The organism is Guyparkeria sp. SB14A, from assembly GCF_005096345.1.
In the GTDB taxonomy this organism is placed as follows: Bacteria; Pseudomonadota; Gammaproteobacteria; order Halothiobacillales; family Halothiobacillaceae; genus Guyparkeria; species Guyparkeria hydrothermalis.
Window position 1 is genome coordinate 14,915 of record NZ_SWAW01000001.1, and the last position, 12,919, is coordinate 27,833.

The window sequence follows — 12,919 nt, forward strand, 5'->3', positions numbered from 1 at the left end:
GGGGGGGCGCTTCTGGGTCTGCCAGCCGTCCACCTGGATGTCGGTCGTCTCAGCCATGTGCGTTCTCCCTGAGAACTCGTGTTGTCTTGGGAAGGTCTGCGCGACTGCCAAGCCCCGCAGAGCGGTATGTCCTTCGCGCAGACCTTACCTAACCGCCAATCTGACGGACGTGGCCCAGCTCTTCGTTGAACAGATGGGCAAAGAGGGCGCCGGTCTCGTCCGGCTGGAATCGCCGGAACCAGTTGGCGGCGTCCTCGTAGAACCGCACGGTCTCCCACTCCTTGGTCCGGGCGAGGGCCAGGAGTTCCTCCGGGTCGCGGCCGGGCCGGACCGGGGCGAGGGAGAGCGCCGGCGGGGCGAACCCCAACAGCAACATCTGTCGGGTGACGAGGTCGGCGTGCCCCATTTCCTCATCCGACAGGCGCGTCAATTGTTCGGCCAGCGACTGCTGGCCCCAGAGCGATGCCAACGTGGCACGGGTGGCATGCTGCTGGGCGGCTTCCATTTCCAGTTCCAGGGCGCGTCCGAGCAGCCCGATCACACGCGAATTGTTCCGCATGCTCATCGCCAATCCCTCGTGTCAGGTATCAGCCATCAAGCAGCGATGCGTCACGCGATAGACGGGACGCACCAGGAGGATTCGCAGTGGGCGGCATCCTCCGGAAGGATCGTCTCGACCTCACCATGCACGCGGGCAATGATGTGGGCGGCCACCAGGCCGTCGCCGACGCGCTCGCAGGCATCGGCGCCGGCACGTACGGCAGCGTTCACGGCCCCGGTCTCGCCGCGCACGAGAACGGTGACGTAACCGCCACCGACGAACGAGCGGCCGACCAGCCGCACTTCGGCGGCCTTGGTCATTGCGTCCGCCGCCTCGATGGCAGGGACGAGGCCACGCGTTTCGATCATGCCCAGTGCAATACCGGAATTAGCCATGTAATGAACCCTCAGGTCGGTCAATCCAACAAGAGCCGTCAGCACTCATGTCTGAACGGCTCCTGAAAAAGAATCTGGTTGGCAGACAGGGTCGTGCCACGGGGACACGACCACAGGAGCCTGCTCAAATTGCGCGGACTTAGGCGTCCGGCGCTTTCGGCAGAATGTTCTCTACCTCGGAGTGGACACGCGCGATGATGTGCGCAGCGACCAGGCCGTCACCGACACGCTCACAGGCGTCGGCGCCAGCGCGAACGGCAGCGTTGACCGCGCCGGTCTCACCACGGACCAGAACGGTCACGTAACCGCCACCAACGAACTGACGACCAACCAGGCGAACCTCGGCAGCCTTGGTCATGGCGTCAGCCGCTTCGATTGCCGGCACCAGGCCGCGCGTTTCAATCATTCCCAGTGCGATACCGGATACATCAGCCATTTGAGTTACTCCCAAGCTGTAGTTGAATCAGTCGGCGACGTCAGGCCGCCGACATTACGTAAATCCGCCTTAGGCTTCCGGGGCTTTCGGCAGGATGTTTTCTACTTCGGAATGGACACGCGCGATGATGTGCGCAGCAACCAGACCGTCACCAACACGCTCACAGGCGTCGGCGCCAGCGCGAACGGCAGCGTTGACCGCGCCGGTCTCGCCACGGACCAGTACGGTCACGTAACCGCCACCAACGAACTGACGACCAACCAGGCGAACCTCGGCCGCCTTGGTCATGGCGTCAGCCGCCTCGATTGCCGGCACGAGACCGCGCGTTTCAATCATTCCCAGTGCGATACCGGATACATCAGCCATCTTGTCTCTCCTCTCGAACGACTTGTTAAAACGAAAACCTAATGTCAGCAAGGATCCCAGTGATCGATGATGCCGACAATTGTCAGATCCGTCTGGATCGTGGGATCCGGGAGCGCCAACCGGGCGGCGGAACCGCTGACGGTGACGACCCATTTACCCTCTGGTGCCCCGACCGGATCGGCCGCGACGTTGAGTTTGCCGGACTGGTCGACCAGCACCCTCAAGGAAACGTGTTTCAACCCGGGCACACGCCGCGTGGCCACCAGGTCGGAACGTACCTGCATGATCTCCATGTCACTCAGCGGACCACTGGTCGATGATCCCGACGATGGTCAGGTCGGACGGGTAGGACTTGCTACCCGCGGCTTCCCGAGCCGCCGAGGAACCGACGCAGATCACCCAGTCACCCGGGATGCAGCCGATCGCGTCCACCGCGACCTGCGGTGTGCCGCCCGGCTTGTCGGTCACGACCAGGAGCGGGCGGTGGCCCAGCTCGCCGATCCGGTTGGTCGAGACCAAGGTCTTTTCGACCCGCATGATCTTCATGCCTGAGAAACCTCTTCAATGTCGCTGCCCGACGGGCGGTCCTGAACGGTCAGCTGGAAATACAGCATGCCCTGCTCATCCAGCTCCGAGTGACGCTCGCGGATCGCGTTGCAGACCCGCTGTGCCCGGGCCTCGGCCCGGTCGCGCGCACCCGGAACACGACCGTCGTAACGGAAGTGGATGGCGATCGGAATCGGCAGTCCGTGGCTCACGTTGAGCTTGCGGAAAATCTTGATCCCGACGTCCAGGTCGTTTGTGTTCTCTTCCACCGTGTGGAGGTGCGCAAAATACGCCAGATTGCGCATCTGCACCTCCTCGAAGCCATCGCCGACGCTGATGTAGCGCTCGGCGTGGCCGATGATCTCGGCCGGGTAGCGCCCCTGGTAACGCTCCGTCACGTAATCGATCTGTGACAGGTTGTTGATCAGCAGGTTGGCAACGAACCGTCGCATGCCGTCGTGCGGTTCGCCCCCGGTCGAACGCCCCCAGTCGTCGGTTTCGTTGACCGAGCGGATGGCATCGTAGATGGCCAGATGGGCCGCATCGCGCTCCAGGTTCAACGTCTCCTGGTACAGGTAGGCGTTGTCGATGTATCGGTGCACGCTGACATCGCCGTTGGCGTCGGGGACATGGACGCGAATCGCGTCCGTGTCCGTGTCGACACCCACCAGCAGGATGTCCGTGCTCGCGCCACAGCAGTAGGTGTTCTCCACTGCCTGGCGGAAGGCATACAGCCGGTCCAGTGCGGCCTCGGCTGCCTTGCGCTCGTCGCTGCCATGCGCGGCGCAGCCTTCATGGTGAGGGTCCGAGGAGCTGCCGTGGTAGACCGCGATCTTGAGATAGCGGCTACCCTCGTCAGCCCGGTTCGGTACGCCCTCGCGAAACCGGCGGAGTTCGACCTCGCTCCAGAGTCGAAGATCTTCCTCGACGTCGAACAGTGCGCCGGCATACGCCTTGCGATAAGTGAACGACCAGGGCGGGAGCCGAAAGATAAACGGCATCAGGCCCTTTAACCGTCCGTCCGAGCAGGGACTGATGTCGACCGCGTGAAAGCCGCAGTCGAGGAAGAAACTGCTCGTGGACAGTGCGTCGTCCTTTTGGTCTTCCAGTTTGCGCCCGAACTGCTGGGTGGCAGCGTTGAGCGCGTCAAAGGTGGCACGCGCGAAGAACCCCTTCAGGTCCGGACCCTCGATCCAGCTGTCGTTGACCAGGGCCTCGTCAAAGCCGTGGCCCAGCCGGTCGGTGGCCAGCTCCTGGATGCGGTCGCCCAGTTGCCCGTCACGGGGCAGGGCGGCCACTTCCTTGAGAAACGGCACGATGCGATCGAACCGCTCCTTGACGGAGTCTTCGCAGTACGCCAGTTGCCGGTTGGCCTCGTGGTCGGTGAGCGGGTGATGACAACCGCGCTCCGGCAGCGAGGGGCAGGCCGGGTGCGCGATCGGCTGGGGCGTGCCCAGGGGGCTGCGAGACCCGCTGGGTGCGCCCAGTCCGAACGGCGCCCGACGCTGACCCAGTCGGGGCGCACCCAGACTGCTGCGACGGAACCGCTGTTGTGTCATCTGACCGTTCATTCCTGCCACTTAGCCCCGAGCACCGCCGGAGTAGGTGATCGTCGACCCGTTCATGTCGTTACCGCTGCTGCCGGTGATCTTGGATGCCGGAACATCCGGACGCGGCACTTCACGGTTGACCCAGGCGTTGCGCACAGCACCGCGAGCCTGCCCCCGGAGGGACGGGTTGCGGGACTGGGCCCACTGACCTTCGGTACCGGTAACGGAACCATTACGCGACCAGTCGTCACCGGTGATGCGGCAGCGATCGCCGCCTTCGCCGGTGATGCGCTCGGAAACCTGCGGCTCCGGGGCGCATTGCAGCTCGGCCTGGGCCGGAGCGACAGCCGGTGCAGGCTGCGGCTCGGCGGCCTCGACCGGCTGGGCCGGTGCGTTCTGAGTCGGCGCCGGCTGGACCGGGGCGGGAGCGGGTGCCGGGGCCACCGCCTGCGGGGCAGGCGTAGGCGTCGGCATGACCGAACCCATCCGCGGATGCGCGGCGCTCGGCTCAGGGTGACGGAACTCCGGCGTACCGGTGATCAGTCCCATGGCCATGTTGCCGGGGCCGGTGATACGGCCACCTTGGTCAAAGGAGCTGCCCGTGACGCGTCCGCGAGCGGCGCGTGCCGGCGTGTCCACGCTGAAGTCCTGCGGGGCCGTGATCGGCTCCTGGACCGGGGCGTGAGCCTGCTGGGGCACGTACCGTGCACTCGGCTGGGTCGGCGCGGCCAGCGGGTAGCTGGTCGGCGCGGCACAACCGGTGTGCATCGCGTTGGCGTAGGGCGTGCCGCTGACGTAGTGGTCGTAACCGTACTCGTTACCGGTCACGTGATCGGTCCGGTCCATCGGCGTACCGCCGACGGTCTGGCCGTCACAGGTCAGCGACTCCTCGACCTTCTCAGCACGGGGTGCGGGCGAACCCGAGCAGTAGGCACCGTAGTGTTCAGTGCCGTAGTACTCGGTACCGGTGACGGGCATGCACCCCCCTTGCTCGTCACCGGACATCTTTGGGTGATGGTCGACGCGCTGACCGGTCAGTCCACGACCCCCGAGGGTGTGCATGGACTGGACCTTGTCGACGCCGCCACCGCAAAGACGCGGTTCGCCGTACTGAGAACCCGTGACACGGGAGCAGGAACCCGGCTCGTTGCCCGTAACACGCTCGCTGCGATCCACGAGGTTGCCCGTGATTCGCTGGCCGTGGCGCGACTGGTCGATACCGACCTTGTCGTAGCCCGGCTCCGGCTGCGTGTTGCAGAACGACTCGTACTGCTCAAAGCTCAGGTACTGGGTACCGGAGACGTTGCGGCAGGAGCCCGGCTCGTCACCCGTGACGTGGCTGGAACGACCCACGGCGGTGCCCGACACGGTACGACCCGTGTAGGTGTGCGTCTCCGCAACCTTCTTCGGCGCACCGTTGATGGTCATCCGTGCCACGCCGGAATCGGCGTACTCGGAGCCGGTGATCGGCCGGCTCGCGCCAGCTTCCCAACCGGTGGCCCGGGCCGGGCGGAACTCGTCGCTACCGGTCACACGCATCTGCTTCTCGGTCCGACCTTCCACCACCTTGTCGGCGTGGCTCGGGCGGGCCTTGGTGCCGCAGAAGGCCTGCAGGTCTTCGCTGCTCAGATACTCGGTGCCGGTCACGGACTCGCAAGTCCCGCGCTCGTCACCGGTAACCTGGGCGGCTCGACCTACCGCGGTGCCGCTGACGCCATGACCGCGAGCGGTCGTGGTCGTGCGAACCTTCGGCGCGTTCGGCTGCGGGCGGGTGGAGCAGAACGATTCGTACTGCTCGGAACCGATGTACTCGGTGCCGGAAATCACCCGGCAGCTGCCGGACTCGTTACCCGAAACGCGATTGGAGCGCTCCACCTGGGTGCCCTTTACCTCACGGCCGGAAATCGTGTGACCGGTCTCCACCTTTTTTGGCGTGGACGCCTCGCTGGAGGATTCGGTCTTGCGACGTCCGGTAGGACGGCAGGACGGGGCGCTGCCCCGACCGTAATGGCACAGCATCTCGCGATGGCGCATGGCCGCTTCGCGTCCGCTGGCGCTGGTATCCAGATAACCAGGAACCTGGTAACCCACACGTCCCGGGCCGCCCTGCGAGGCCGGCTTGGCCGGCAGCGCACGCTTGCCCTTGTTCGCCATCGCCTCGCGGCGAGCCTGGCAGATCTGGCGCACGCTGGTGGCCTGCTTGCCGAGACGAGCCGGACGCTTCTTGGCGACCGAGCAGAGCGACTCGAACGACGCCTCGGTCTCCTGGTCGGCCTGGGTGTCGTTGCTAGCCGGTGCCGGCTTCGACTGCGAGCGAACCTCGTCAGCGAAGGGCATCTGCTTGCGACCCGGGCCGCCCTGGGAGGCGGGCTTCGGCGGGAGTGCGCTCTTGCCGTACTTCGCCATGGCCTGGCGACGCGAACGGCAGACGGACCGCACCAGGTCCGCCTCGGAACCGAACTGACCCGGATCGGACTCGGCGAGCGAGCACATCTGGTCAACGGATTCGTCGGTGGACGAGGATGCGTGGGATTGTGAGGCGGCAGCGCCATTGCTCGCCGGAGCCCGCGATGCCGCGGGGTTCTGACGAGCGGCCGACGCGGCCGTTTTCCAGGTCGAGGTGCTGGCGTTCTTGCCGTGTGCAGACAACTGCGCACGACGGGCGCGGGCCAGGTCCTTGCCGGTCAGACCGGCGAGGCTGCCGCCACCCTGAGAAGCGGCCGCGGTGCTGCCACCACGGGAAAGCTCCTCACGTCGGGCGCGAGCTGCTGCACGATTTCTGGCTGCGTTGTTTCCAGATTGTACAGGCATGCCTGTTGTACCTCGTGTTGATGGTTAGGCTGCTCGCCCGAGGGCGGGCAGCCACATCGCTTTATCAGCCGGCGCGGTAAACCACGAAGGCCGTACCCTGGCTCTGGGTGAAGTTGTCATACGCAACCAGGCGAACGTGATGGCCCGGGTACTTGCGGTGGCACTCTTCGATCTCGGAGAGAACGTTCTCGACGTTGTCTTCACCGAAGAACGGCAGCTTCCACATGTACCAGTAGTGGTTCATCATGTTTTCCGGCTCGACGTGCTCGATGCTCGGGGCCCAGCCCTGCGACAGCGCGTACTCGATCTGAGCGCGGATCTGGTCCGGGGTCATCGGCGGCAGGTAGGAGAAAGTCTCGAACTTGACCGTCGTCTTGTAGTCCTGCATTTGGTTCATGGTTTCTTACCTATGAGTCAGATTCTGGTTAAGAAGGCCTGGATTAGCGGTTCTGAGTGTCGAGCTTGTCGACGGTGTCGAACTCGAACTTGATCTCTTTCCAGGTTTCCATGGCGATCTTCAGTTCCGGGCTGTGCTGGGCAGCCTGGGTCAGGATCTCCTTGCCTTCACGCTCTACGTCGCGACCCTGGTTGCGGGCCTCGACACAGGCTTCCAGAGCGACGCGGTTGGCCGCGGCGCCAGCGGCGTTGCCCCACGGGTGACCCAGGGTGCCACCGCCGAACTGCAGGACGGAGTCGTCGCCAAAGATGTTGACCAGTGCCGGCATGTGCCAGACGTGGATACCACCGGATGCGACGGCGAAGACGCCCGGCATGGAGCCCCAGTCCTGGTCGAAGAAGATGCCGCGCGAGCGGTCTTCCGGGATGAAGGATTCACGCAGCAGGTCGATCCAGCCCAGCGTGGAGGCGCGGTCGCCTTCCAGCTTGCCCACGACGGTACCGGTGTGCAGGTGGTCGCCGCCGGACAGACGCAGGATCTTGGTCAGTACGCGGAAGTGGATGCCGTGGGTCGGGCTACGGTCGATTACTGCGTGCATCGCGCGGTGGATGTGCAGCAGGACGCCGTTTTCCTGACACCACTTGGCCAGACCGGTGTTCGCGGTGAAGCCGCCGGTGATGTAGTCGTGCATGATGATCGGTGCGCCAATCTCCTTGGCGAACTCGGCACGCTTATACATCTCTTCCGGGGTCGGCGCGGTGACGTTCAGGTAGTGACCCTTGCGCTCGCCGGTCTGGTTCTCGGCAGTCTGGGTGGCTTCCTGGACGAACAGGAAGCGGTCACGCCAGCGCATGAACGGCTGAGAGTTGATGTTCTCGTCGTCCTTGGTGAAGTCGAGACCACCACGGAGGCACTCGTAGACCGCACGGCCGTAGTTCTTGGCCGACAGGCCCAGCTTCGGCTTGATGGTGCAGCCCAGCATCGGACGGCCGTACTTGGACAGCTTGTCACGCTCGACTTGGATACCGTGCGGGGGACCACCACAGGTCTTGATGTAGGCGATCGGGAAGCGAACGTCTTCCAGGCGCAGGCCACGGATGGCCTTGAAGCCGAATACGTTGCCGACCAGCGAGGTGAACACGTTGACGACAGAGCCTTCCTCGAACAGGTCGATCGGGTACGCGATGAACGCGTAGAAGGCGGAGTCGTCACCGGGCACGTCCTCGATGCGGTACGCACGACCCTTGTAGAAGTCCATGTCGGTCAGCAGGTCGGTCCACACCGTGGTCCAGGTACCGGTGGAGGACTCGGCTGCAACGGCGGCAGCGGCTTCCTCGCGATCGATGCCCGGCTGCGGGGTGATCTTGAAGCACGCCAGCAGATCGGTGTCGAGCGGCGTGTACTCCGGCATCCAGTAGGTTTCGCGGTAATCTTTTACGCCCGCGCTGTAACTTTTAGTCGCCATAGCGATCCTCCGGAAGGGTAAGGTTGGCATTGGGTTTGGGATCGACCTAGGGGAAGGCCCCTCTTTCGTCTCGGCCGATACTATACGTCCACCGACCATCAAAGCAATTCAAAATAAGTGATGTTCACCATAAAGAAAGCCTTATGGGTTAGCCGATGATTCGATTCACATTGCACCAGCTCCGCGTCTTCAGCGCCGCGGCCGAGCTCCTCAACTACACCAAGGCAGCCGAGAAGCTGCATCTTACCCAACCCGCGGTGTCAATGCAGATCCGTCAGCTGGAGGACAATGTCGACCTGCCCCTGTTCGAGCAGACCGGTCGGCAACTCTACCTGACGGATGCGGGACGGGAGCTGTACGGCTACGCCCAGCGGATCCTCGAGGTGATCACCGAGGCCGAGGAGGTGATCGAGGGGATGAAGGGGGTGCATCGCGGTCACCTGCGGGTGAGCGTCGCCAGTACGGCGAACTACTTCGTTGCCCGCCTGCTGGCCGATTTCTCCAAGCGCTACCCGGGCGTGTCGATCAGCCTGGACGTCACCAACCGGCAACGGCTGCTGCGCCAGCTGGCCGACAACGAGGCCGACATCGTGATCATGGGCGAGCCGCCCACGGATGCCGACCTGCACTCCGAGGCGTTCCTGGAAAACCCGCTGGTCGCCATCGCGGCGGCCGATCACCCGCTGGCCGGGCGCAAGTCGATCGCGCTCGAGGAGCTGGCGCAGCACCGCTTCGTGCAGCGCGAATCGGCCTCGGGCACGCGCGCGGCGATCGAGCGGTTCTTCGAGGAACACGGGCTTGCGGTAAAGCCGGGGCTGGAGATGCGCTCGAACGAGGCGATCAAGCAGGCGATCGAGGCGGGCCTCGGCGTGGGGATCGTCTCGCAGCACACCCTGGAACTGGAGCTGGAGACCGGTCGGCTGGTGATACTGGACGTCGACGGGTTACCGATCATCCGGCACTGGTACATGGTGCAACGCCAGGGCAAGCGCGACACCCCGGTGATGCGCAGTTTCCACGACCACGTGCTCGAGCAAGCCGAGCGGCAGGTGCGCCTGCCGTCCGAAGGGTGAGTTTGTTTCAAGGCCCCTATCTAGCAGGAGTCCTCTGCAGCGCTTGGCTCGTAAGGGACCAGCCTGCCGCGACCGGCGCGTTTCGCTCGATACATCGCGGCGTCTGCCTGGCGAAGCAACGTCTCGTCATCGACCTCTTGAGGCTGTGGGTAAAACGTGACGCCGACGCTTGCCGATAAGTGGATATCTCGTCCGTTGACTACCCGGTTGGCGGCAGCCGTACTTACGAGCCGATCAAGCACCGGGTAGGCCTGTGCGACTTGTTCCAAGTCAGTCAGCAAGATCACGAACTCGTCACCACTGATACGAGATAGGGTGTCGGTGGCACGCAATTCGTCGTTCAGATCCTCGCTCATGCTTTTGAGCAATCGGTCGCCGATGTCGTGTCCATGGCGATCGTTTACGGATTTGAACCCATCCAGATCGAGAAACGCGACGGCCAGAAATTTCCCACTGCGGCGACTGGTCGCCATGCTCTGTCGAAGACGATCAGCCATAAGCACCCGATTGGGAAGCCCGGTCAGTTCATCGTGGGAAGCGCGGTGCTCAAGCTCCTTTTGATAGTTCTTGAGATCGGTGATGTCCGAAGCCAGGGCAATGTAGTTGCAGGGGCGGTCCTGCGCGTCGCGAACCACGCTGATAGTCAGGCGTTCGGCATACAGCTCGCCGGCCTTGTTGCAGTTCCATACCTCCCCGGACCAATGCCCCGTTCGCTTAAGCCGGTTGCGCATTTCCCGGTAGAAATCCGGACCGTGCAATCCCGATTGGAAAAGCTTGGGGGTGTGACCGACCACTTCTTCCCGCTCCCAGCCGGTCATGTGAGTGAAGGCTTGGTTGACATCGATGATGCGCGCGTCGAGATCCGTGATCATGATTGCCTCGTTCGCCTGTGAAAACACGCTGGCCGCCAGCCACAGGTCCTGTTCCATCCGTTTTCGGTGAGAGACGTCGTGGAGGGTGCCCCACATTTTTAGTGGTTCGCCGCCCGGTGCCCATTCGAGGATGCGTCCCTGTGCCAGGGTCCACATGGTGCCGCCGTTTCGGCAGCGCATGCGTGCTTCAATTTCGCAAGCATCCTGTCCGCCCTGCCGGCATGCGGCGAGCTTGCTAGAGACCAGTGCGCGATCATCGTCGTGCACGAGCCCCTGCCAGGTTTCGATCGTGATCGGTGCGAGTTCGTCCAAGCCGTAACCGAGCATCTCCACCCAACGCTTGTTGCAGGTCATTTTCCCGGAATCGATCTCCCATTCCCATGTGCCCGCTTGGCTGCTCTCGATCACGTTGGCGAGACGGCTCCGTTCGCGTTCCAGGGCCTCCGCGGCGCGCTCGCGTTCGGTGACGTCGTGCAGGATGGAAAATACATGAGCAGTGCCGTCTTGGTCCCGAAACGGGGTGGCATGAACTTCGACCCGCCGTTTTTCGCCGTTGCGTCGTTTGTGGGTGTGCAGGTGGCAGGCGGGTGCAGGTAATTCGGGGCGCGAGCTCCGAGACCAGTGCTTGCATGGCTCGGTCCACAACTCGTGCAGAGGTCGATCGATTAGGCTTTCCCGCGGCCAACCGTAGAACTCGGCAGCTGCTTGGTTGGCGTTGACGATGCGACCGGTCTCGCTGTTGGTCAGCATGAGTATCGAGCTGTTGTCCTCGAAACAATGCTGAAGGCGAGCCATCTCCGGCTCCAGGGCCGTTTTTCGCCGGCGACCGGCAAACCAGCCCGCACCTAGGGCCAGCAGCAAGGTCGTTAGCCAAGCGCCGGTCGACCCGAAGAGAGAGGTGATGCTCGTGTCACCGGCGAGCGTCGTGGCAGGCTTTTCCGCCAGCGCGTGGCCGGCGGTGCCAAGCCAGATTAGGACTGCTAGCAGCAGCGTGGCTGTGCGAATCGCGACCTGAGGTGACGTGCGTATGGGCATGAGCGTCCTCCGGTTTCCGGGGTCATTACTACCGAAAAAGCTCGCCCCATGGGGCGAGCAAGCATTGGCAATGGAGTCGATTAAGTAAACGGCGTGCGTTCAGAAGACCGCCGTCAATTGAACGGACACTCGGTCGCCAACTCCCTCGAGATGGGAGTTGGGGCCGGCCGCGTCTGAGCTGAAGTCGCGGAAGGCATAGTTCAGCGTCGCGCGGGTCTTTTTGTTGATGTGGTACTGCACGCCGGCCGTCCAGGTGTCGAAGGTCGCCTTGTTCGGCTGGTCGACGTTGCGGTTGTAGGTGTCGTAGCGCAATTGCAGCTCGAACGGCGTGTTCGGGACGAAGTAGGCGCCTTCAACGTAGCCACCTTCGGCCTTGAAGTCATTGAACATTGCTTGCGGGGTGTGTTGCCCCTGGAAAATCATCCCCTCGCCCTTGATGTACTCGGCGCTAACGCGGAATGGGCGTTTGAGATAAAAGGCCCCGATGCCATAACGGGTGCGGTCTTGCTCCTGATTCTTGTCGTAGGCATTGGTGCGCTTGCCGTCCTGATACCAGCCGAACAGTTTCATGGTCGAGCGCCACGGGCCACCAGCCTTGCCGTCGAAGAGATAGGCCGATGACCAGTACAGGTAAACGTCCTTGTTGCTGTCGTCGTCCAGTATTTGTACGCCGTTGCCGTTACCCAGCATGGCCGCATAGCTATGTTCCCACTTGCCGGTATCGAAGGAGTCGAAGATCTGGATACCGGTGTCGCGGTACGCGCCGGCCGACTGGGAAAAACCGTTCATGTCCGCGCTGGGCGTGGTCTGCGGTGGGATATTGCTGTCGCCGTCATCCGGGAAGCGCTCGAGCAAGAGCTGGTTGGTGACGCTGGTGTAGTTGATGTAGGGCAGGGCGATGATGCCCTGGAGGGCCTCCTCGGCGCCTGGTGTCTTGAACAGGCCGGCCCGGATGCGTGCGCCCGGGATGTAGTTGAGCGTGACGCTCGCGTCGGTCAGAGCGGGGGTGTAGTCGCCGTAGCGGCCACCGTTGGTGATGGCGTTGTTACCAAACTCGGCCAGCAGGAAGTAGTTAACCTTGCCGTCGAGCGGGAAACCGGTGCCGCGGACCCCGATGCGCGCGCGCCTGATGTTGAAGGCCGACTGGTCGTCGAGCCCCGGCCCGATCAGCTTGGGCGGAATGTAGGTGTCGGTCGGGTGCGCGTCACTGAAGTCCTGCTGGTACTCGGGCTGGATGAAGCCCCAGACCTTGGCGCGCGGGGCGTTGTCGGCCTTCTCGGTGCCCTGCAGCATCAGCCAGTTGGCCGCCTGGGCCGAGCCGGCGGCCCCCAGTCCGAGGCAGATGCCGAGTGCAGTGGCGGTGAGTCGTTGATGCGTGCTCTTCATGGCTCTTTTCTCCTTGTTTCGGCGCAGCCTGTCGATCAGGTCTGTC

At 63.6% G+C, this 12,919-nt stretch carries 12 protein-coding genes and 1 pseudogene; 1 reads left to right on the top strand and 12 read right to left on the bottom strand.

The features are described 5' to 3' along the window. Window positions 1-148 precede the first annotated feature (148 nt). The 10 genes and pseudogenes from FAZ79_RS00070 to FAZ79_RS00115 form a co-directional block, all read right to left on the bottom strand. Window positions 149-565 (bottom strand): ferritin-like domain-containing protein, encoded by a 417-nt coding sequence (locus FAZ79_RS00070; protein WP_136865890.1) that lies wholly within the window; start codon window positions 563-565, stop codon window positions 149-151. A 44-nt stretch (window positions 566-609) separates the two neighbouring features. Then, entirely contained in the window at window positions 610-936 is a 327-nt protein-coding gene (locus FAZ79_RS00075) for a BMC domain-containing protein (RefSeq protein WP_136866068.1), read from the bottom strand. 139 nt (window positions 937-1,075) lie between these two features. Beyond that, complete coding sequence (locus FAZ79_RS00080) at window positions 1,076-1,372, bottom strand: BMC domain-containing protein (protein WP_136865891.1); 297 nt, start codon at window positions 1,370-1,372, stop codon at window positions 1,076-1,078. A 69-nt stretch (window positions 1,373-1,441) separates the two neighbouring features. Beyond that, window positions 1,442-1,738 carry a BMC domain-containing protein gene (locus FAZ79_RS00085; protein ID WP_058575618.1) on the bottom strand — a complete coding sequence of 99 codons (297 nt, stop codon included), beginning with the start codon at window positions 1,736-1,738 and terminating at the stop codon, window positions 1,442-1,444. A 53-nt stretch (window positions 1,739-1,791) separates the two neighbouring features. Continuing rightward, window positions 1,792-2,031: pseudogene (locus FAZ79_RS00090) on the bottom strand (carboxysome peptide B); the annotation flags it as partial. Window position 2,032: 1 nt separating this feature from the next. Further along, a complete protein-coding gene (locus FAZ79_RS00095) occupies window positions 2,033-2,284 on the bottom strand; it encodes a carboxysome peptide A (RefSeq protein ID WP_058575620.1) in 252 nt (83 codons plus the stop codon). After that, complete coding sequence (locus FAZ79_RS00100; RefSeq protein WP_136865892.1) at window positions 2,281-3,843, bottom strand: carboxysome shell carbonic anhydrase; 1,563 nt, start codon at window positions 3,841-3,843, stop codon at window positions 2,281-2,283. Before FAZ79_RS00100 ends, FAZ79_RS00095 begins: the two co-directional genes overlap by 4 nt. A gap of 21 nt (window positions 3,844-3,864) precedes the next feature. After that, window positions 3,865-6,645 (bottom strand): CsoS2 family carboxysome shell protein, encoded by a 2,781-nt coding sequence (locus tag FAZ79_RS00105; RefSeq protein ID WP_136865893.1) that lies wholly within the window; start codon window positions 6,643-6,645, stop codon window positions 3,865-3,867. A gap of 64 nt (window positions 6,646-6,709) precedes the next feature. Continuing rightward, the gene (locus FAZ79_RS00110; RefSeq protein ID WP_136865894.1) at window positions 6,710-7,042 is read right to left on the bottom strand and encodes a ribulose bisphosphate carboxylase small subunit; all 333 of its coding nucleotides are present in this window, start codon (window positions 7,040-7,042) and stop codon (window positions 6,710-6,712) included. A 43-nt stretch (window positions 7,043-7,085) separates the two neighbouring features. Beyond that, the gene (locus FAZ79_RS00115; protein ID WP_136865895.1) at window positions 7,086-8,507 is read right to left on the bottom strand and encodes a form I ribulose bisphosphate carboxylase large subunit; all 1,422 of its coding nucleotides are present in this window, start codon (window positions 8,505-8,507) and stop codon (window positions 7,086-7,088) included. Window positions 8,508-8,662: 155 nt separating this feature from the next. Between FAZ79_RS00115 and FAZ79_RS00120 the strand changes: the two genes are divergently transcribed. Then, window positions 8,663-9,580 (top strand): LysR family transcriptional regulator, encoded by a 918-nt coding sequence (locus FAZ79_RS00120; RefSeq protein ID WP_136865896.1) that lies wholly within the window; start codon window positions 8,663-8,665, stop codon window positions 9,578-9,580. A 20-nt stretch (window positions 9,581-9,600) separates the two neighbouring features. Here the strand turns inward: FAZ79_RS00120 and FAZ79_RS00125 are convergent, their stop codons facing one another. Continuing rightward, the gene (locus tag FAZ79_RS00125) at window positions 9,601-11,487 is read right to left on the bottom strand and encodes a sensor domain-containing diguanylate cyclase (RefSeq protein WP_136865897.1); all 1,887 of its coding nucleotides are present in this window, start codon (window positions 11,485-11,487) and stop codon (window positions 9,601-9,603) included. 99 nt (window positions 11,488-11,586) lie between these two features. Beyond that, entirely contained in the window at window positions 11,587-12,873 is a 1,287-nt protein-coding gene (locus FAZ79_RS00130; protein ID WP_136865898.1) for a porin, read from the bottom strand. Window positions 12,874-12,919 lie beyond the last annotated feature (46 nt).

What these genes read in the sequence shown, in the direction of transcription:
- FAZ79_RS00070 (WP_136865890.1), bottom strand. Translation starts at nt 565, where the DNA reads ATGAGCATGCGGAACAATTCGCGTGTGATCGGGCTGCTCGGACGCGCC.
- FAZ79_RS00075 (WP_136866068.1), bottom strand. Translation starts at nt 936, where the DNA reads ATGGCTAATTCCGGTATTGCACTGGGCATGATCGAAACGCGTGGCCTC.
- FAZ79_RS00080 (WP_136865891.1), bottom strand. Translation starts at nt 1,372, where the DNA reads ATGGCTGATGTATCCGGTATCGCACTGGGAATGATTGAAACGCGCGGC.
- FAZ79_RS00085 (WP_058575618.1), bottom strand. Translation starts at nt 1,738, where the DNA reads ATGGCTGATGTATCCGGTATCGCACTGGGAATGATTGAAACGCGCGGT.
- FAZ79_RS00095 (WP_058575620.1), bottom strand. Translation starts at nt 2,284, where the DNA reads ATGAAGATCATGCGGGTCGAAAAGACCTTGGTCTCGACCAACCGGATC.
- FAZ79_RS00100 (WP_136865892.1), bottom strand. Translation starts at nt 3,843, where the DNA reads ATGACACAACAGCGGTTCCGTCGCAGCAGTCTGGGTGCGCCCCGACTG.
- FAZ79_RS00105 (WP_136865893.1), bottom strand. Translation starts at nt 6,645, where the DNA reads ATGCCTGTACAATCTGGAAACAACGCAGCCAGAAATCGTGCAGCAGCT.
- FAZ79_RS00110 (WP_136865894.1), bottom strand. Translation starts at nt 7,042, where the DNA reads ATGAACCAAATGCAGGACTACAAGACGACGGTCAAGTTCGAGACTTTC.
- FAZ79_RS00115 (WP_136865895.1), bottom strand. Translation starts at nt 8,507, where the DNA reads ATGGCGACTAAAAGTTACAGCGCGGGCGTAAAAGATTACCGCGAAACC.
- FAZ79_RS00120 (WP_136865896.1), top strand. Translation starts at nt 8,663, where the DNA reads ATGATTCGATTCACATTGCACCAGCTCCGCGTCTTCAGCGCCGCGGCC.
- FAZ79_RS00125 (WP_136865897.1), bottom strand. Translation starts at nt 11,487, where the DNA reads ATGCCCATACGCACGTCACCTCAGGTCGCGATTCGCACAGCCACGCTG.
- FAZ79_RS00130 (WP_136865898.1), bottom strand. Translation starts at nt 12,873, where the DNA reads ATGAAGAGCACGCATCAACGACTCACCGCCACTGCACTCGGCATCTGC.